The sequence below is a fragment of the Paenibacillus liaoningensis genome (assembly GCF_059609455.1).
Genome location: NZ_JCAALU010000024.1, coordinates 65,579 through 84,747 on the forward strand (window position 1 = coordinate 65,579; position 19,169 = coordinate 84,747).

The window sequence follows — 19,169 nt, forward strand, 5'->3', positions numbered from 1 at the left end:
AGGAAGGAGCAAGGAAAAGCTTTGGCGGAAGACAGAGATTTTGAGCAAAATACTTATGCTGCTGTATATCAGCTGATCGAGTGGAAACGGTATAAGGAAGCTCTGGAGCAAACGGAGCAGCTTTTGCGCCATAACCCGGAAGATACAGATGCATTAGCCCTTATAGCACAGATTTATTTATTAATGGAAGATTACGGGAAAAGCTTGTATTGGTCCGGTGAAGTGTTGAAGCGAGATCCGGACCATACGGATGCTTGGTATGTGCGGGTTGTCACCTATTACGATATGGATGATGTGAATGCCTTTCTTGAGGCTGCTTATGAAGCTTTGCGAATTGAACCATACAGAGCCCATTACTACTATTTGCTTGCTAGTCAAATGAACAAAATGGGAAAATTAAAGCAAGCGAAGGAGTATCTGCTGCAAGCGCTCCAGCTGAATGCGGATTCGCCGCTTTATTTGGCTGTGCTGAGCTATACGGAAGCGCTGCTGGGTCATTTTGAGGAATCGGAGCAGCTGGACAAGCAGGCTATTCAGATCGAGGCGGAAGATCCAGGTGTGCTGCTGCATCTCGCTTGGGCGGCAGGCCACCGCGGCGATTATACGCTGCAGGAAAAGTATATGCAAAGTGCCGTCAGGCTCAATCCAGAGGATAAGCAATATCAGGATGAATATTTGAATGCTTTGCAAAACAGCCATAAGCTGTACCGTATTTTTTTAGCACCAATGAAGGTTATCCGGCGCATGAAACGCTGGCAGATTCTCGTCAGCTGGCTAGTGGCGGTGTTCTTTTTTAAACCGCTCCTAATTCTATTTATTGTGCTGTATATTTTAGCCCATTGGGTGACGAAGGGCATTGTGCATGTACGCGTTTTTGGTTGGCGGCGTCGCGGCTCATGAATGATCTAGCAAATTTGTTAAAGAGACTGATTTTTACTTCGGTTCACTGCTATTCTTTTCGGGGTCAAGCGGACGATCCATTAACCCCTAAAATTATCCATACCTATGCCATAGTCTATGTAACTGCTGGCAAGGGCTTAATGAAAATGAACGGTCATGCTGCTCAAGTCAAGCCAGGCGATTTATTTTTTCTACAGCCTGAAATGATGGTCGAAGGATATTCGGACTCCACCGATCCGATTCAGTATTCATTGATCGTGTTCTCCTGTATGCAGTTGAGCAGGCAGCGAGAAGGCTGGTCAGTGAAGCGGCCTATATTTCCATTGAAGGGGAAGATGGAGGGAGTTGACGATCTTGCTGCGGTTGAAGGGCTAATTCAGCAATTGTTTGAATTAAATCGGCAAGCCAGAGTACAAGAGAGTCATACGATCCACTACAATCTTTCTAAGCTGCTGTTGCTGATGATGGGCACAAGCAAACCAGCGGAGCAGCAGACTGTAGGCATGGAGCAGGTGCTGGCCTATATGAATGAAAATTACACGAAGGATTTGCAGGTCAGCCAATTGGCGGAAATGGCAGGCTTCAGTCCGAATCATTTTACGAAAATTTTTAAACACCAAATGGGCACCACACCTACCGAATATCTTATGAAGCAACGGATTACTAAAGCAAAGCAATTATTAGTTTCCTCGATGAAAGCTAAGCGTGTAGCTGAGCAGGTCGGTTACAAGGATGAGCATTATTTCAGCAGAGTTTTCAAAAAAGCCGAAGGCGTTGCTCCTACCTTATATATTAAAAATAAATGCCATCGCATTGCGGCTTTATATTATGGACTGGATGACCATCTAATCACGCTTGGCTATAAGCCAGTTGCTGCGCTGTCCTATACGGACCGGGTTTCCTCCACCTACACCATTCCGAGGCTGAATGCGTACAGCCAGCAAAGCTCTATGCTCCAAGGCGGTCACACGAATTACGATAAGCTGCTCCGAACAAAGCCGGATCTGATGCTGACAAGTGATCGTCTGGAGCGAGATGAGCTGCTAAATCAGATTGCGCCAACTGCCGTACTAAAGCATTCGAACAAGTATGGACAGACGCTGGAGCAGCTTGCTGGCCTATTAGGCAGAGAGCAGCAGGCCGCAGCATGGATAAGCAGCTATGGCGAGAGAACGGAAAAGCTGAAGGAACGAATGAAGGCCTGCTTGGGAGAACAGAGCGTTTATTTTATAAGGGTGAGCCAGAACTTTTATCGGGTATATGGGCGAAAAAATCAAACGGGCAGCCTTTTTTATGATGATCTGGGTTTAACGCTTCCGGATCGGTTCCCTGCTCACGAATGGGCACTCGATATCCAGCTGAATGAACTGCCATTATTTAATTCACAGCATATTTTTCTGATGGCTGATCCAACTAAAGGCTCGAAGAAGCGCTTGCAGCAGTTGCTTCAATCGGAAGAGTGGCAATCCCTTGATGCGGTACGTCGCCATCATGTATATGATGCTAGTGATTTATTTTTCAAAGCGCTGGGCCCTTCCGGGAGAATGTGGGCGATGAACTATGCAGCATTAAAGCTGGGAATAATAGAATGAAATGATCCAACCTAATCGCATGGAATAATCCATGGTTATTGGAAGGGCCTTTCTTTATGATTAGTGATAATGATTATTATTACTATAAAGAGAGGGTTAACAACAAATGAATAAGCACCGAATGATGTACCTCGTATTATGGGCTATGCTGCTGCTTGCAGTGACGGCTTGCGGTAAAGCAGAAGGTCAAGCGAGCGAGTCTGAACAAACGAATCAATCTGCAAATCAACCTGTGGAAAAAGCGACTCGAACCGTTACCCACCTGAAAGGGGAGGCCATCGTTCCAGCTAAGATCGACAAAATAGTCGTGCTTTCCGCTGCTTATATCGATCATCTGCTGACTATCGGCGAAAAACCAGTTGGCGTAAATGTAGAGACCCGTTATGGTGGAGATTACCTGCCTTATTTGGCAAGCGAGCTGGAAGGTGTACAATTAGTAGGCTCTGCGGATAGTCCCAATTTGGAAGCAATTGTTCAACTTGAGCCGGATGTCATTCTCATAGAGAGCCGGACTGCGGAAAATACGTATGATCAGCTGGCAAAGATCGCGCCAACGCTTGTGCTTGGTACGGAGTGGCTGGAGTATGGCGATGATACGGCCTACTGGACTGCGGATTTATTGAAGGTGGCCGAATTGTACGACAAAGTGGATTTGGCTAAAGAGAAAATTGCCGAGCTTGATGCAAAGACTAAACAAGCCAGTGAGAAAATTAAGGCTATCGACAACCATAACCTTGCTTATTTAAGAGTCAGAGAGAAAAACCTGCAAATTTATGCGGAAAAAGGGCATCCAACAAATACGTTGTTGTACCACGATCTCGGCTTTACGAAAACGTCATTGACGCCTGAGGAGCAGCGCGGCGAGCTATCTTTAGAAGTGATTTCGGGCTTAGACGCCGATTATATCGTGCTTGAGGTTGATCCTAATGGACAGGATAATCTCAAGAGCATCAACGATAGCTCTTTTTGGAATAAGGTTTCTGCGGTGCAAAACAATAAGGTGTATGAAACAGACTCGTTTTGGCTCTTTAAAGGCTGGGGCGTCATTGGACGCGGACAAATCATAGATGAAGTATTGAAGATGATTGAGTAAGAAGATGGAGGATTGTTCTCAGCGGGAACAGGCGGCTAACTTTTTACAAGACCATTTTCGGATATCCATAGGGGAATTGGCGGAAGAAGCTTATCCATTCTCTGCTGCAGAGCTTCTAGACCCTGCTAAATGCTCTCACATTATGAAGCTCCAGTCCAGACAATTGGGAGATCCGGGTGGTATTGTAGTAGGAACCTTGTTTGCCAAACGTTACGCTGTATTTTTTATGGGCATGCTGTCTGCTGTTAGTTTATTTGACTGTCTACTGGAAACATCGGCTGCAAATGTGCGATTTCGAATAATGAATCTAGCAGCGATGGAGTATCAGGCAACGTTGGCCGTGCGTCCATGGCCGCCCGTTTTTGAGCTGGAACAACGCAAAGTAGAGGTTGAAAATTGGACAGATCGTTTGCTTCAGCATACGGAAAAGATTTTGACGGCGGTATCCTCGCATACTGGAGCAAAGGTTAGCGTCATGTGGTCGCTGATTTCGCATTATGTTCAAAAATGTTATGCCCAACTCGAGCACAATACGAGTATTTGGCAAACGGAACAGCGATTGCAGCTTATAAAGGCTGACCGGCATGTTTTGTTCCAAAAAAGGCATGGTAATCCGCTGGATGTTTCATTTAAAGAATTTCAGCATCGCCAATATGGAGGGGCTTCGGTTCTTTTACGGCGATATTGCTGCTTAGCTTACCGGCTGCGGCGGGAGGGACAGCAGGTGCATGGGTATTGCAGTACTTGCCCAAAGATCAGCGCTGAGGAGAGGCTCGATCTATTGAAGGATGGAGCAAATACTTAGCTGATAACGAATAGATTAGGTGTGCTTTTACAGAGGCTCCTGCGGCTTAAGCTGCTGGGAGCGTCTTTTTTTATAGGAACAGTAAGTCTAGAGGCTTTTTATATTGAAAGATGGCTAAGCCAAAGAGACCTGCTCTTGAGGGAGTCGGTTTCTTTGTGCTTTACACTATTCTTTTAAAGAAAAGGCATAAGTACAAACCGTATGATTGAAAAATCCATTAACTAGCATCAGAGGAGCAATTTCGAGGGATTAAAAAATAAAGCATGTTAGCACATTGGCACATTGGCAGAATGATTACTTTATATAGCTTTCGTTAGTAGGTAGCATGACGAGAATATGTAGCTTTCTATTTTATCGTTAGCTATATTTTTATAAGTTCAACCGTCTACGGAAATTAGGGCACGTCATAAAATGATCGATAGCTACTAAAACAGTCAATGAGTCTAAAAAATAAACCAGCTGTTTCCATTAATGCATCGAAAACAGCTGGTTATCTTGGCCTTATTATTCATATTGTCATCGTATAATAAAGTTTTATTTAGAATTACTTGAAGCAGTAGCTCCGATCATCGTGCCTGTATCACCAGGATCTATGGTTTATAAAAAATCTGTTAAAGTTATCCACTTGCTTTTTTTAAAAAAATAAATCTAATTATTTCATTGTAAAGTATTGGTAGCCGTATTTTATTTAGACTGAGCTTGGGCGAATATTGTTGCATGATCGCCAGAGAAATTATCGTTTGAATGGCATTCGCTGTGGCCTGATTAGTCAGTTGCACATCCTCAACACAAAACGCTACAATGAGGAGAAAGGCAGAAGGGAAAGATTGGTATGAAATATCCAGGACATTACGTATCGTATTTAGTTGAGTTTCATGCAACGCGAGATTTTTTCGAATGCCATGAGCTGTTGGAGGAGTATTGGAAGGAACATCCAGAAGATGAGCGGGCGTTAATCTGGGTAGGGCTGATCCAGCTGGCTGTTGGCCAATATCATGAGCGGCGGGGCAATCTCGCAGGCGCAGCAAAAATGTACGAGCAAGCGCTCGGCAAGCTGACCGCCGTAGCTCTGGACAGTCTCGGACTAAATGGCGCTAAGGCAGTTGTGGAACTGGAAGCTGTGCTCGCGAGGGCCAAGCCTCAGGAAGATGTCATTTCGCCTGTCTATCAAGATATGACTCTCGAGATTGTCGATGCTGAACTGCAAGTGTTATGTGAGCAGGAATGCACGGAAAGAGGAATAACCCAGAAGCAGTGGGGGTTGCCAAGCGATATGACAGACGAAGCGCTTATCCATCGTCATACGTTGCGGGATCGCAGCGATGTCATTGCCGCAAGAGCAGAAGCGATTGCCGCGAGAACAAAGAAGCCGTCCACGCACAATCGTTGAATGATTGTGCGCAGGCAGCTATCGGTTCAACTTCCCTTTTGTGCGGGAACGGCTACTTTTTCAAATCAATAGGTTTATTTAGGAAAGGCTTGCGTTTATGGCTGCTTCAGCTTGTCATAGCCGTTGACAATGAGATCAAGTTGGCCTGTTTCCGGCTCTATCGTCATGCCATGAACGGGAACGTTTGGCGGAAGCAGAGGGTGGTTGCGGATAATGCCTACGCTTTTCTCCACGCTTTCTTTCACATTGTCGAATCCAGTCAGCCAGCGCATAAAATTGAGCCCGGAATGCCTCAGCGTTTCAACCGTCTGCTCAGGTACGCCGCGATCCGTCATATGCTGGACGATGACCTCGGGATTAAGCCCGGTCATGCCGCAGCCATGATGCCCGATAACAAACACTTCATCGGCTTGCAGCTCGTAGATGGCGATTAAGACGCTCCTCATAATATTGCCGAACGGTTGGGTGACGATGCCGCCAGCGTTTTTAATAATTTTGGCGTCTCCGTTGCGCAGGTTCATCGCTTTAGGCAGCATTTCGGTGAGTCGCGTATCCATGCAGGTGACGATAACCATTTTTCGATCGGGAAAACGGCTCGTTATGTATTGCTCATAATCTTTGCGCTCAACAAAAGCTGTATTATCGTTCATGATTTGATCAACGTTGTTCATAGGCTCCTCCTATATCTGGTGTTGCAGATTAATCTTAGTTGAATCCTCATAAAACACAGTGTGCATAGGCTGGAGCCGTCAGGCCGTCAGAAATCGCAAATTAAGGGAATAGATTTGTCCGTCGCTTTTCAAACTGAATGTTCCACGATCTGTATCGTAACCGATACGCAGTTGAGGCTCAAAAAAAACTTCATGGCGGGGCTCATACAAAAAGGAGAAGGGCTGACCTTGTGTTAATCGGTCGTCTGAACTAGGTTCCTTTACAAGCTGGAGGGCAGGGACGCCGCTGACAACGCAGCCGCAGCCTTCTGTATCATGCAGCAGCTTAAGCTGATGAACGCCGTCCTCTAAATAAGGAGAAAGCTGCTCAACTGCCGATGGCGAAAAAGTTATAAACATAGGTGATGCCTCTCTTCCATTTCAAATCGCACTTTAATGATGTTTAGATTAAAGTTGATTATACGTACAGTAATCGTTAAGATCAAGTTAAGATCAGATGAAAGATGAAGGAATGTCGTTATTCTTTTGCTGAAATCGCTCATTTTATGGTGAAACAGGCTGATCTTTTATTTATTTGGAAAGGGTGATGAGAAATGACCGTACATAATTCGAAGGCACTTGCTCCGTTTCTGGAAACGGTGAAAAAATTGAAAGCTTACGGTGAGGCGCTAGGCGTGCTGTATTGGGACCTGCGCACCGGCGCTCCGCGCAAAGGCATGGATATGCGTTCGGAGGTCATCGGATCTTTGTCCGGCGACATGTTCAAGCTTTCCACATCGCCTGAATTAGGTGAATGGCTGAGTGAGCTGGAACAGCCGGAAACGTTTGGCAAACTAAGCGAAATAGAGCGCAAGCTTGTAACCGATACGAGGGAAGAATACGACCGCAGCGTCAAAATTCCGCCGAAGCTTTATGAGGAGCATGTCGTTATTTGCTCCCAGGCAGAATCCAAATGGGAAGAAGCGAAGGCAGCTAACGATTATGAGGGCTTCCAGCCTTATTTGGAAAAAGTCATCGATTATACGCAGCAGTTTATCGACTTATGGGGGCCGAAAGAAACCCGCTATGACACGCTGCTTGACCAATATGAGTCGGGCATGACCGTGAAGGAGCTGGATAAAGTGTTCGGCGGCTTGCGCGAGCAGCTGGTTCCACTAGCAGCAGCAATTGCGGCTTCCAAGCATCAACCGGATACGTCCTTCCTGCGTCAAAACTATGATAAGCAAGCTCAAAAAGCGTTCAGCCTGCGGATTTTGAAGCAGATGGGCTACGATTTTGAAGCGGGCAGACTTGATGAAAGCACGCATCCATTCGCAACAGGACTCAACACAGGCGACGTGCGAATTACGACACGTTATTTGGAAGATGATGTGACGAGCGCCTTGTTCGGCACCATTCACGAGGGTGGCCATGCGCTGTATGAGCAAAATATTATGGCTGAGCTGGATGGAACGACGCTAAGCACAGGCACATCGATGGGCATCCATGAGTCGCAATCGCGTTTCTGGGAAAATGTCATTGGCCGCAGCAAGCCGTTCTGGCAGCATAATTTTGCCGCTTTGCAGCAGCAGTTCCCGGGTCAGCTTGATGTGACGCTGGATCAGTTTTATCGGGGAAATAACGTCGTTCAGCCGTCACTCATTCGCATTGAAGCCGATGAACTGACGTATAATCTTCATATTATTATCCGCTATGAAATTGAGAAAATGATATTTAACGAAGGCGCGAAGGCCACGGATCTTCCCGCTATTTGGAATGAAAAATATAAAGAATATCTGGGTATTGAACCACCGACGAATGCAGAAGGCGTCCTGCAGGATGTACACTGGTCCGGCGGCGCATTCGGCTACTTCCCGTCCTATTCTCTGGGCAACATGTATGCAGCGCAATTCGCCGATACACTGGAGCGCGAGCTGCCGAACTTCTGGGAGCTTGTAAGCACAGGGAATCTGCTGCCGATCAAAGAATGGCTCAGCGAGCGCATTTACAAATACGGCAAGCTCAGAACACCTTCCGAGTTGATCCAAAATGTAACCGGCAAGCCGCTGGACCCGCAATATTTGGTGAAATATTTGGAGAAGAAGTATAGCGAGATTTATAAGCTGTAGTAAGGGAATAGTTGTAGCTGGTAAGGAAGGTTTGGTTAGTGGGGGAAGGTAGCTGCGCTATTGTTAGGAAGCGACTTACCTCCACGCGAACCGGAAGCTCCCATGAAAACCCCGGCACGTTCGCACTCCGCTCCCCGTAAGGGGTAATGCGGATTTTGGATTAGCTAAACGGGTGGATAAGGGAGAGGAAAATGAGGTTCGCGAAAATGGGCCTTTTTTTCCTTGCTAGGTAAGGAGTTTTTGAGGGTGCTGTCGCTCCCCGTGCGGGAGCGTGGATTGAAACTTAGATACGCCAAGTATTTTCCACCAAGATTCCTCGTCGCTCCCCGTGCGGGAGCGTGGATTGAAACCTAAAGTCATCGGCCCACTTTTGCATTTTTGCATGTCGCTCCCCGTGCGGGAGCGTGGATTGAAACTTTTATAAGGCGCAAGAGTCCGCCAGCTCGTGGGGTCGCTCCCCGTGCGGGAGCGTGGATTGAAACTTAGCAATCTGTTTAGTAAAGTCGGGAACCACCCGTCGCTCCCCGTGCGGGAGCGTGGATTGAAACGCTACGCAAGTCGTTGAGCAATCGGATGATGCACGTGTCGCTCCCCGTGCGGGAGCGTGGATTGAAACCTGAAGATCGTAATGAGCAGCTGCCAGCTGTCGGCGTCGCTCCCCGTGCGGGAGCGTGGATTGAAACTTGTTTACGAATCAACAGCAGGTCGCCGTCATGGTCGCTCCCCGTGCGGGAGCGTGGATTGAAACAGGTCTTGGAAGCGATCTTCGATGAACTACTGCACGTCGCTCCCCGTGCGGGAGCGTGGATTGAAACCAGATATTGATTGTCGCCATCAGGATCGATAGAGAGTCGCTCCCCGTGCGGGAGCGTGGATTGAAACAAGCGTATCTGGACAGTTATAGGAGAATGCGAAGATGTCGCTCCCCGTGCGGGAGCGTGGATTGAAATGTTTATTAATTTATATAAAATGCAAATTTATTTTATTGCTTCCGATGATGTGTATGCAAACGGAAGCTCTTCCTGCTGCACCTTGCTAAGTACGTATTCGAGACCAATCTCCTCTGACTGTTCAAGGCTTAAGGAAGCACAGCATGCGATTGTTACTTAGAGTACAGTCACAGAGACCACTGTGGCTTAGGATATATATATTTGGAAACTTATTCCTTTTTTGAAGGACTGAGTTTCCGTTATTCTGGATTTCACTCCCATTTTGGGCCTTAAGCGGACAGGAGAGCCGCTATTACCTTCATAATCCTCTCAAAATGACGATGGGCAGCGCATTAGCGGCTCCTGAGTCCGCAGCCTGTGCCAAAACCAGTGATTCGGTACAAATAGCGGCTGCTGCGTCCTCCAAGTCTATTTTTGTCTGTTTGTGCAGGGAGCAAAGCTCCAAAAAGAGCAGCATGAAGCTGCCTTTTGGTAAGTAGGTTCACATTTATGAGTTGTGCCATTCTCGGTAGTAGAGGGAAGACGTTTGAACGCTGGCTTCTTTCGAGATATAGCTCGCTTGCGTTCACATACATGCCCTAGTAGAGCCGTTATTCCGGAGCAGGTGGAATAACGGCTTTTTCATGCCCAAAAAGCCGTTAGCGGCAATCACCGCCGACGATATGCACGCATAGGCTGGAGTACAACACGCAAGCTGTAAATAGCGGGAGGAGAAAGAAAGATGAGGAGAAGATGGACAACGTTGCTGCTAGTTGTCACGCTGGCTGCAACCGCTGCGCTGGCAGGCTGCGGCGGCAAAAGCGAGAAAACAACGCTGAAAGTCGGCGAGGTCACGCGCTCTCTCTTTTATGCGCCACAATATGTAGCACTGGAGAAGGGCTTTTTTGAAGAGGAAGGGCTGAACATTGAACTGACAACAACGGCTGGCGGTGACAAGACGATGACGGCCCTTCTGTCGGGCGTAATCGATGTGGCGCTTGTCGGCTCGGAAACTTCGATTTATGTGTACCAGCAGGGAGCGGAGGACCCGGTCATCAATTTTGCTCAATTGACGCAGACCGATGGGACGTTTCTAGTTGCTCGCGAGCCGGAGCCCACCTTTGATTGGCAGTCATTGAAAGGAAAAACTTTCCTTGGACAGCGGAAGGGTGGAATGCCGCAGATGGCTGGAGAATTTACGCTGAAAAAATTCGGAATTGACCCGCAGAAGGATTTGGAGCTGATCCAAAATGTCGATTTTGCCAATATTTCGGCAGCTTATGCTTCAGGGACAGGCGATTTCGTGCAGCTTTTTGAGCCGACGGCTTCTATTTTTGAGAAAGAGGGCCGTGGCAAGGTTGTGGCTTCCTTTGGTGCGGAGAGCGGGCATTTGCCGTACACCGTTTATATGGCGAAGCAAAGCTTTACAAACAAAAACAAGTCGGCGCTGCAATCTTTCACCAATGCGATTCATCGGGCACAATTATGGGTGGCTGAAAATAGTGCCGAAACCATTGCGGACGTTGTCCTGCCTTATTTTGAAAATGTAGATCGCGGCATTTTGATTAGCTCGATCGATCGTTATAAGCAGCAAGGCTCTTTCGCGACCGACCCGATTATTGACCAGGAGGAATGGAACAATTTGCTGGACGTCATGACCTCGGCCGGCGAACTGAAGGCGCGAACCGAGCATGATGCCATCGTAAACACGGCCTTTGCGGAAGCTGCGATTGAAGCCGTGAAGTAGCGATGGCTGCGAGGAGGAAAAAAAGATGGCGAATAGTGACCCCGCGCTTACGCTGCGGCAAGTGACTCATGTATATGTGAATGACAAGGGCGCCTCGCTTGCTGTGGAGGATATGAACTTGACCGTTCAGCGCGGCGAGTTCGTCAGTCTGGTTGGCCCAAGCGGATGCGGAAAAACGACGGTGCTCAGCATGCTGGCGGGCTTGTTTTTACCGACACGCGGCGAAGTGCTCCTGAACAATCGACAGGTTAAACAACCGTCAACCCTTGTCGGTTATATGCTCCAGCAGGATTATTTGTTTCCATGGCGGACGATTTTGGATAATGCGGCGCTGGGGCTGGAATTGACGGGGAATAAGACGCAGGCTGCGCTTGAAACCGTAGCTGAATTGCTGGCTGAGCTCGGCCTGCCCGGAGCGGGAGCCCGTTATCCGCATGAGCTGTCGGGCGGTATGAGGCAGCGGGTCGCCTTGGCGCGGACGCTGGCAACTGAGCCGGAAGTATTGCTGCTGGATGAGCCTTTTTCTGCGCTGGATTTGCACATTAAGCTTCAATTGGAGGATTTGGTGCAGGTAACGCTGCGAAAGCTTGGGAAAACGGCGCTGCTCGTCACGCATGATCTATCTGAAGCGGTGGCGATGAGTGATCGCGTCATAGTACTGGCAGCAAATCCAGGTCGAATTCGCTACGAGCTGACGATACCCGATTCAATCCGGCAGGCATCACCGATGAAAGCTCGACAGCTGCCGGAATTTCAGCCGCTGTTCGATCAATTATGGGCAGAGCTGGACGCTGCCGAGAAGACCCTCTGGGAAGGGAGCGAGAGCAATGAAGGATGACGGGGGTTCAAATCAGCAAAGGGAGCAACACACAGATAGTAAGCCGGAGCGAGTAGGGCAGGAACAGATACAATTGCCTTCTGATGTAAAAGAGGGTAGAGCAGTATGGCTAGACTGGCTGCACCAGGCTTATATGCGGCGGGCAAAAAGGACGACGGCGTTAGTCGGAGTGACGCAGTTCATTATTTTAGTACTCTTTATTGGGCTGTGGGAGGCCGCGGGACGTAATCGGTGGGTTGATCCGCTGCTGTTCAGCTATCCAACGAAGATGTTCCATCAATTGTGGGGGACGATGTCGGACGGCTCAATCTGGCCGCATATCGGGGTGACCGTATCAGAAACGATTGTCGGATTTGCACTGGGCACACTGCTGGGCACGCTCCTTGCGGCGCTGCTGTGGTGGTTCCCTTTTGTATCGCGGGTTGCGGACCCTTATTTGGTCGTGCTGAACAGCATGCCGAAGGTAGCGCTAGGGCCAATCTTTATCGTTTGTCTTGGTCCTGGCTTTCTCTCCATTGTAGCGGTCACTTTGTCGGTAACGGTTATTATTACAACCTTGAACATCTATAACCAGTTTCGTGAGGTGGATGCGGGCTATATTAAAGTCGTCCGGCTGTTCGGAGCGGGGCGGTCACAGCTTTTTCGCAGCGTGATTTTGCCAGCTTCGTTCCCGGTTATTATTTCGACGCTGAAAGTGAATGTGGGCTTGGCATGGATCGGCGTTATTGTAGGCGAGTTTCTCGTGGCGAAGCTTGGGCTGGGCTACCTAATTATTTATGGCTTCCAAGTGTTCAACTTTACGCTCGTTCTCTCCAGCCTCCTTGTAATTGCTGCGGTTGCGACGGTTATGTACAAAGCCGTTTCGGCGCTGGAGCGCAGGCTGATGGCGGGATGGCGTGAGCAGTAGAGCATATGGCAAAACGTTTTTTATGTCATTTTTTGAGCTAGTTCGTAGATAACAATAGGTACAAATACAGGCTTTGGCATAAAGGCTAGGGCACCTTCATAACTATGAGTATAGTTCGATTTTAGCTGGCGCTTTCGTAATAGGAGCGGGAGCTGCAAGGGTGAAAAAAGATTTTGCGGCGAGCCTCCCGCAAGCTGCTCGTATATAGCGGCCAACTAAAGGCGGGGAAATGGGGAGCGAAGGTCTTGGGGAAACGTGGATTTACGTTTTGCAGCGGGTTTTGTGGGTGTTTTTTAAAACAATCTCTCTTTGTCTGCATTCGTTTTATCAACATTCGCCCACGTCCTGCATACACTTTAAGTGAATGATTGCATGGAGGAGGTTAAATCAATGGCTAATGCAGATAAACAGCTACAGTACAGAGAAATTATTACCAAAGCTGTCTGCGGCAAAGGTCGTAAGTTTTCCACTGTAACCCATACCGTTACGCCGCCTCAACATCCGACTAGTATTTTGGGCGCATGGATTATCAACCATCAATATGAAGCGGTTCGTTCGGGCGATGGGATTGAGGTCATCGGTACTTACGACATTAACATCTGGTACTCGTACAGCAAAAACTCGCAAACCGAGGTTGCGAAGGAATCCGTTCATTATGTAGAAAATGTTCCGCTTTCGTTTGTTGATCCGAAGCATCGCGCTACAACCGTGGAAGTTTCAGCAGACGCGCTTCAGGAGCCGAATTGTATCGAAGCGAATGTTTCATCGAGCGGCTCCGGCGTTGTCATCCGGGTTGAACGCGAATTTTCGGTAGAGCTGGTTGCCGAGACAAAAGTGACGGTTGCTTGTATCCCTGGAGGTTTGGACGGCCTTGATGCCAAGGAATACGAGTTCGGTCTCGGCGATGACGACTACGAAGATCTTGATCCGGATTTGCTCGACGACGAGCTTTAATCTGGCAGCCTGACGGCCATGTGGCTTATGTGGATTGAAACTTCCCGGCACGGAAGCTTACATCTTCTCCACGGTAGCTTAACTCCATTGTGCCTCGGCTTCTGTACGGTATGATATGCGGCGATGTCCGCAAACTTGAGGGCGAAAGCCCTCTTTTTGTTGGAATTAAACATAATCGGGCGTATGCCCTATAAGCCAGGTTTGAGTAGGGTGAGTGGGTTTTAGTAGAAAGGAGCAATGAGATGGCGGCAGTATGGCTGTGGAACAGCAGTACCGGGCGATTGGAGTTGGCGGGCAAAGAGAATGCCGCTGCCGCTGAATCAGCTCCAACTGCAAGCCTGCTTGCAGAGGTCAAGGCTGGGGACGCGGTTATCGTGAGCGGCTGTGTTGCTGAGAAAAAGAAGGGTAGTGAATCTAGGCAGGGAGAGACAGGTCAGCAAGGCGAGAGCGGGCAAGGGCAGAGTAGGTGGGAACAGCAGGGCGTTAAAGAAAAGCGGGGCTTGAGGGAACAGAAGGGAATTACGGAAAAACAGCATATGAGTGAAAAACGTGAAGGCTATGAAAAGCAGGTGCTGCCTGCTTTGCCAAGCGGCATCTGGCTGCTGAATGAGGGGGAGATCGGCTTTGCGGCGATGTCTGCCGCCGAGCAGCAGCAAAGGCTGCGCCGGGCAGGCTTGCTCCGGCGGCAGGAGCTGGGAGATAGCGACCGATTGTATAAGGTCGCTATTGCGCATTTGGAGCCGATCGAGCTGCAGCGCCTCGATCGGTGGGGCAGGCCCGCAGCGGGGCAGCCGCTGCTGCGGGCGGAGCCAGGCGGCCATGCGGCAGCGCCATGGCCGCGGGATGGGGCTCTGCGGCGGGTCATCCGCGCCGCAGTCGCCGCTTTGTATGCACTCGGCCTCGATATGGGCGAGGCCGAGGTTGTGCTGGGCGAAGGCGGGCGTGCCGCCGTCCGCGCAGCGGGGGCTGTGCGCGATGCGAAGCTGCGCGCAGTGGGCTTGGCGCGGATGGCCGCCTGGTATGAGGCGGCAGCAGCGCCTATGCCGGGAACGGCGCCCAAGCTGATGCTGGGCGCCGACCCGGAGTTTGCGCTGGTGCGGCCGGATGGGCGGATCGTGCCGGCTTCGCGCTTTTTTGGCGATGGCGCCCAAGGGGCCGCGGGCAGCGACGCCATGCTCATTGGGCGACGGATCGTCTATCCCGTCGCCGAGCTGCGGCCCGAGCCGGCTGAAAGCCCGGCCGCGCTGACCGCGCATCTCCGTCGGCTGCTGCTGCGCGCCGCCGAACGCATAAGCGACCCCAGCCTCTGCTGGGTCGCCGGAGCCATGCCCGTGCCGGGGCTGCCGCTCGGCGGGCACATCCATCTCAGCGGCACGCCGCTATCCAGCCGACTGCTGCGGCTGCTCGACAGCTACGCGGCGTTTCCGCTCGCTCTCGTCGAAGACCCGGCCGGCCGGGGCAGACGCCCCCGTTACGGCGCCCTTGGCGAATACCGCCAGCAGCCGCATGGCGGCTTCGAATACCGCACGCTGCCGAGCTGGCTCATCTCGCCAGCAGCGGCAAAAGCAGCGCTCGCGCTCGCGCTGCTATGCGCGCGTGAGACTAGAGTCCTCACCGACATACCGGCTCTTGACGAGCGGTATGTCGAAGCCTTCTACTCCGGCGACCGAGCAGAGCTGGCCGGGTGTCTGGACCCGCTTGCCTCAGCGCTGGCGGCGACGCCAAGCTATGCGGCCCTTGCGGCCGATATCGAGCCTTTGCTCGATGCAGCGCGGCGCGGCATAACCTGGGATGAGCGGGCTGACATCCGCCACAAATGGCGCATCCCTATGCCAGCTCCAGCTTCTAACAAGCCGCGAAACAAATAGACGACATAATTTTTATTATTTAATCTTTAATGTTCATTACATGCTTCACCTCAGCTCTATAATGGAAGCAAACGAAGCTGACATGAAATCCAGCCTGTACGGTGCCCACATAACGTAGCGACAAAGCGCTGCCAGCTTATTAGCTCCACAAAATTTCCCCAAACCAACGAAGCGAATTCACTATTTTCAAATTGCCTTCTATTTCCCAAGCTTATCCGACAAAAGAGCTATCCTGCACTTTCACCCCGGCTTGTTTCCCAAGCAAACAGGCCCTTTCCCCCTTGCCTCACTGTTTATTTCTCTTCTTATTTCTCGCTTCATTTCACTCTTTTTTTGCTAATTTCCCCGGTTTATCTCCCTATATGAACATCAGGAAAAATAGACAAGTTGGCGCGGAAAGCCAACGCTTGATATAATAGTAGAAAGTTGCTTCATTAGAATTTCGGAGATTTGGCGAAATTTGCGGCTCTGATGATACGATAAACATAGATTGCGAACGCCCGCGTTCGCTTACCACAATAAAGGAGGGGCAACAGTGGCAAGCTATACCCCGATGATTATGCAATACCTTGCGATTAAAGAAGAAGCGAAGGATGCGTTTCTTTTTTTTCGTCTGGGCGATTTCTATGAAATGTTTTTTGAAGATGCGATTGCGGCCTCGCGAGAGCTTGAAATTACACTAACCGGAAGAGAAGGAGGCGGCACGGAAAAAATTCCAATGTGCGGCGTACCCTATCATTCTGCGCAAAACTATATCGCAAGACTCGTTGAAAAAGGCTTCAAGGTTGCCATTTGCGAGCAGGTCGAGGACCCAGCGGCTGCCAAAGGCGTCGTACGACGTGAAATTGTTCAGGTCATTACCCCGGGAACGGTCATGGAGTCGAAAGCGCTCGCGGATAAAACGAATAACTTTATTTCAGCGATTGCTCTTTTAAACGGGAAAGTATCGATTTCCTCATGCGATTTGTCTACAGGCGAGCTGTACGTCACTTCGTTCCCGCTTCAGATGGAAGCGCTGATCGATGAAATTAACGTTTATCAGCCTGCGGAAATTGTTGGCGACGAGGAATTGCTGGACAAGCTGCAAGCATCAGACGCTTGGAATCGCCCGATATTGCTGACAAAGCGCGAGCCTGTGCCGGAGCAAAAGCTGCTCGACCAGTTCGGAAAGCAGGAGCTTGTACAGCTGAATGAAGCATGCATGCGCGCAGTGAGCCTGCTAATTGGCTATTTGGATGATACGCAAAAGCGCTCGCTCGGTCATGTTCGCGCAATTCGCAGCTATGAGCCGGGTCAATATATGATCCTTGATCATTATACCCGCCGAAACCTGGAGCTGACTGAAACTGTGCGCGACCGCTCAAAGAAGGGCTCGCTGCTTTGGCTGCTGGACCGAAGTCAAACCTCAATGGGTGCAAGGCTGATGCGCCGCTGGATCGACAAGCCGTTGCTGTCGCGCAACGCGATTGAAGCAAGGCTGGATGCGGTGGATACGTTGTACCGCAACTTGATTTTGCGCGATGATATTCGCTCTGAGCTGAATGATATTTATGATTTGGAGCGTCTGGTCGGAAGAGTGGCGTTTGGCAGTGCCAACGGTCGCGATATGAATGCCCTCAAAACGTCGATTCAGCGCGTTCCTCAACTAGTACAGCTATGCAAAGCCTCGGGATCGCAGCGGCTAGAGCAGTTGGTAGACGGATTGGACGATTGCGCCGATTTGGCAGATATGATTGCGACAGTAGTCGTAGACGAGCCGCCAGTCTCGATTCGCGAAGGCGGAATTATTCGTGCAGGCTACGATGATTATTTGGACCAGCTTAAAGAAGCCAGTACCAATGGAAAAAAATGGCTCGCTGAGCTGGAGCGCGCAGAGCGCGAAGCAACTGGCATCCGCTCGCTCAAAATCGGCTACAATAAAATATTCGGTTATTATCTCGAAGTTTCCAAAGCCAATCTCGCGATGCTGCCGGAGGGCCGCTACGAAAGAAAACAGACGCTTTCCAATGCCGAGCGGTTCGTAACGCCGGAGCTGAAGGAAAAGGAACGCCTAATTCTTGAGGCCGAGGAAAAGATGGTCGATATCGAATATGAACGTTTTCTGGAGCTTCGCGAGCATTTAGCAGGGCAGCTTCACCGTCTGCAGCGGCTTGCTGAAGCCATAGCAGAGCTTGATGTGTATCAGGCATTTGCGACGGTCAGCGCAGAGCGCAGATTTACCCGCCCCTCGATTACCGATTCGTTCGATATGGTCATCGAAGAAGGCAGGCATCCCGTTGTGGAGGCCGTTATGGAAAATGGGGCAGCGTTCATTGCAAATGCGACGCAGCTACATAAAGAGCATAACTCGATGCTGCTCATTACCGGACCGAATATGGCGGGCAAAAGCACCTACATGCGCCAAGTGGCCTTGATAGGCATTATGGCGCAAATCGGCTGCTTTGTTCCGGCAAAATCGGCACAAATTCCACTGACCGACCGGATTTTCACGCGGATTGGCGCGGCGGATGATCTGATTGGCGGACAAAGTACGTTCATGGTGGAGATGAAGGATATTCAAATTATGACCGAGAAGGCAACGGAGAACAGCCTTGTCATTATTGACGAGCTTGGGCGCGGTACTTCTACGGGCGAAGGCATGGCCATAGCCCAAGCGGTTATTGAATATGTGCATCATCAGATTCGCTGCAAGGCGCTCGTATCGACCCATTTTCACGAGCTGTCGCATTTGGAGGATTCCTTGCCTCAGCTGACCAATGCATGTATGGCGGTACAGGAAAGCGGCGATCATGTTACCTTTTTGCGCAAGCTGATACCCGGCGCAGCAGGGACGAGCTACGGCATTTATTGCGCAAAGCTTGCTGGCTTGCCGGAGTCCATTATTTCCCGATCCTATGAGCTATTGGAAGTTTCGGATGCATTGGTTGAAAAAAATGCGAGTATCAAGATGAGCACAGCTGCTGTTGTTGAAACAGATAGTCGCACTGCTGAGGAGAAATCCGCTTCTAATAAAAATAAACCAGAGTATTCGTATGCAGCCTTGCAGTCTGGTGATACTTTGTCAAATGCTTCCGACCATGAAAATAGCAGCATTCCATCTGCATTCGATCCTTCGGCCAGCCAAGCATCGAATGCTGGTGTTCGCGAAACTGCGGCGGCCATTCAGCTGTCCATTTGGGATGAGCCAGCTGCCGCGCAGGCTGATTCGGGCCGCCGTAAAGGCAGCCCCAAATCCGAGCAGCTTGCTGATCAGCTGCGCAAGCTCGACCTGTTCAATATGACGCCAATGCAGGCGATGCAGTGGCTAAATGACATGAAACGCAAAATGAACGACTAGAAGCGGCGTGTCCGTGTGGGAAGGAGGAAA

At 49.9% G+C, this 19,169-nt stretch carries 14 protein-coding genes and 1 CRISPR repeat array; of the genes, 12 read left to right on the forward strand and 2 right to left on the reverse strand.

Annotated features, from left to right (window positions below; genetic code table 11):
* Nucleotides 1–21: 21 nt before the first annotated feature.
* From AC6B99_RS29820 to AC6B99_RS29840, 5 genes are all read left to right on the forward strand, one after another.
* Complete coding sequence (locus AC6B99_RS29820; protein ID WP_496664895.1) at nt 22–900, forward strand: tetratricopeptide repeat protein; 879 nt, start codon at nt 22–24, stop codon at nt 898–900.
* Nucleotides 897–2,492 (forward strand): AraC family transcriptional regulator, encoded by a 1,596-nt coding sequence (locus tag AC6B99_RS29825; protein ID WP_056028112.1) that lies wholly within the window; start codon nt 897–899, stop codon nt 2,490–2,492. Before AC6B99_RS29820 ends, AC6B99_RS29825 begins: the two co-directional genes overlap by 4 nt.
* Before the next feature lie 106 nt (nt 2,493–2,598).
* Complete coding sequence (locus AC6B99_RS29830) at nt 2,599–3,585, forward strand: ABC transporter substrate-binding protein (protein WP_496664896.1); 987 nt, start codon at nt 2,599–2,601, stop codon at nt 3,583–3,585.
* A gap of 4 nt (nt 3,586–3,589) precedes the next feature.
* Nucleotides 3,590–4,390: a hypothetical protein gene (locus AC6B99_RS29835; protein WP_056028108.1), complete on the forward strand. Its 801-nt coding sequence runs from the start codon at nt 3,590–3,592 to the stop codon at nt 4,388–4,390.
* Nucleotides 4,391–5,222: 832 nt separating this feature from the next.
* Complete coding sequence (locus tag AC6B99_RS29840; RefSeq protein ID WP_056028101.1) at nt 5,223–5,780, forward strand: DUF309 domain-containing protein; 558 nt, start codon at nt 5,223–5,225, stop codon at nt 5,778–5,780.
* 95 nt (nt 5,781–5,875) lie between these two features.
* Here AC6B99_RS29840 and AC6B99_RS29845 read toward each other — a convergent pair whose 3' ends face one another.
* Nucleotides 5,876–6,451, reverse strand: a complete 576-nt coding sequence (locus tag AC6B99_RS29845) for a beta-class carbonic anhydrase (protein WP_056028098.1) — start codon at nt 6,449–6,451, stop codon at nt 5,876–5,878.
* A gap of 78 nt (nt 6,452–6,529) precedes the next feature.
* Nucleotides 6,530–6,850 (reverse strand): iron-sulfur cluster biosynthesis family protein, encoded by a 321-nt coding sequence (locus tag AC6B99_RS29850; RefSeq protein WP_056028095.1) that lies wholly within the window; start codon nt 6,848–6,850, stop codon nt 6,530–6,532.
* Between the two features lie 194 nt (nt 6,851–7,044).
* Between AC6B99_RS29850 and AC6B99_RS29855 the strand changes: the two genes are divergently transcribed.
* The 7 genes from AC6B99_RS29855 to mutS all read left to right on the forward strand — a co-directional run bounded on the left by AC6B99_RS29855 (nt 7,045) and on the right by mutS (nt 19,139).
* A complete protein-coding gene (locus AC6B99_RS29855; protein ID WP_496664897.1) occupies nt 7,045–8,559 on the forward strand; it encodes a carboxypeptidase M32 in 1,515 nt (504 codons plus the stop codon).
* A 251-nt stretch (nt 8,560–8,810) separates the two neighbouring features.
* Nucleotides 8,811–9,509: direct repeats of the CRISPR family, unit length 32 nt; unit sequence GTCGCTCCCCGTGCGGGAGCGTGGATTGAAAC.
* Between the two features lie 721 nt (nt 9,510–10,230).
* Entirely contained in the window at nt 10,231–11,235 is a 1,005-nt protein-coding gene (locus tag AC6B99_RS29860) for an ABC transporter substrate-binding protein (protein WP_056028089.1), read from the forward strand.
* A gap of 25 nt (nt 11,236–11,260) precedes the next feature.
* A complete protein-coding gene (locus AC6B99_RS29865) occupies nt 11,261–12,073 on the forward strand; it encodes an ABC transporter ATP-binding protein (RefSeq protein ID WP_056028086.1) in 813 nt (270 codons plus the stop codon).
* Nucleotides 12,074–12,206: 133 nt separating this feature from the next.
* Nucleotides 12,207–12,980, forward strand: a complete 774-nt coding sequence (locus AC6B99_RS29870) for an ABC transporter permease (RefSeq protein ID WP_099521772.1) — start codon at nt 12,207–12,209, stop codon at nt 12,978–12,980.
* 390 nt (nt 12,981–13,370) lie between these two features.
* Complete coding sequence (locus tag AC6B99_RS29875; RefSeq protein ID WP_056028083.1) at nt 13,371–13,934, forward strand: outer spore coat protein CotE; 564 nt, start codon at nt 13,371–13,373, stop codon at nt 13,932–13,934.
* Nucleotides 13,935–14,176: 242 nt separating this feature from the next.
* The gene (locus AC6B99_RS29880; protein WP_496664898.1) at nt 14,177–15,802 is read left to right on the forward strand and encodes a putative amidoligase domain-containing protein; all 1,626 of its coding nucleotides are present in this window, start codon (nt 14,177–14,179) and stop codon (nt 15,800–15,802) included.
* Between the two features lie 535 nt (nt 15,803–16,337).
* Nucleotides 16,338–19,139, forward strand: a complete 2,802-nt coding sequence (mutS, locus tag AC6B99_RS29885; RefSeq protein ID WP_496664899.1) for a DNA mismatch repair protein MutS — start codon at nt 16,338–16,340, stop codon at nt 19,137–19,139.
* Nucleotides 19,140–19,169: the final 30 nt, after the last annotated feature.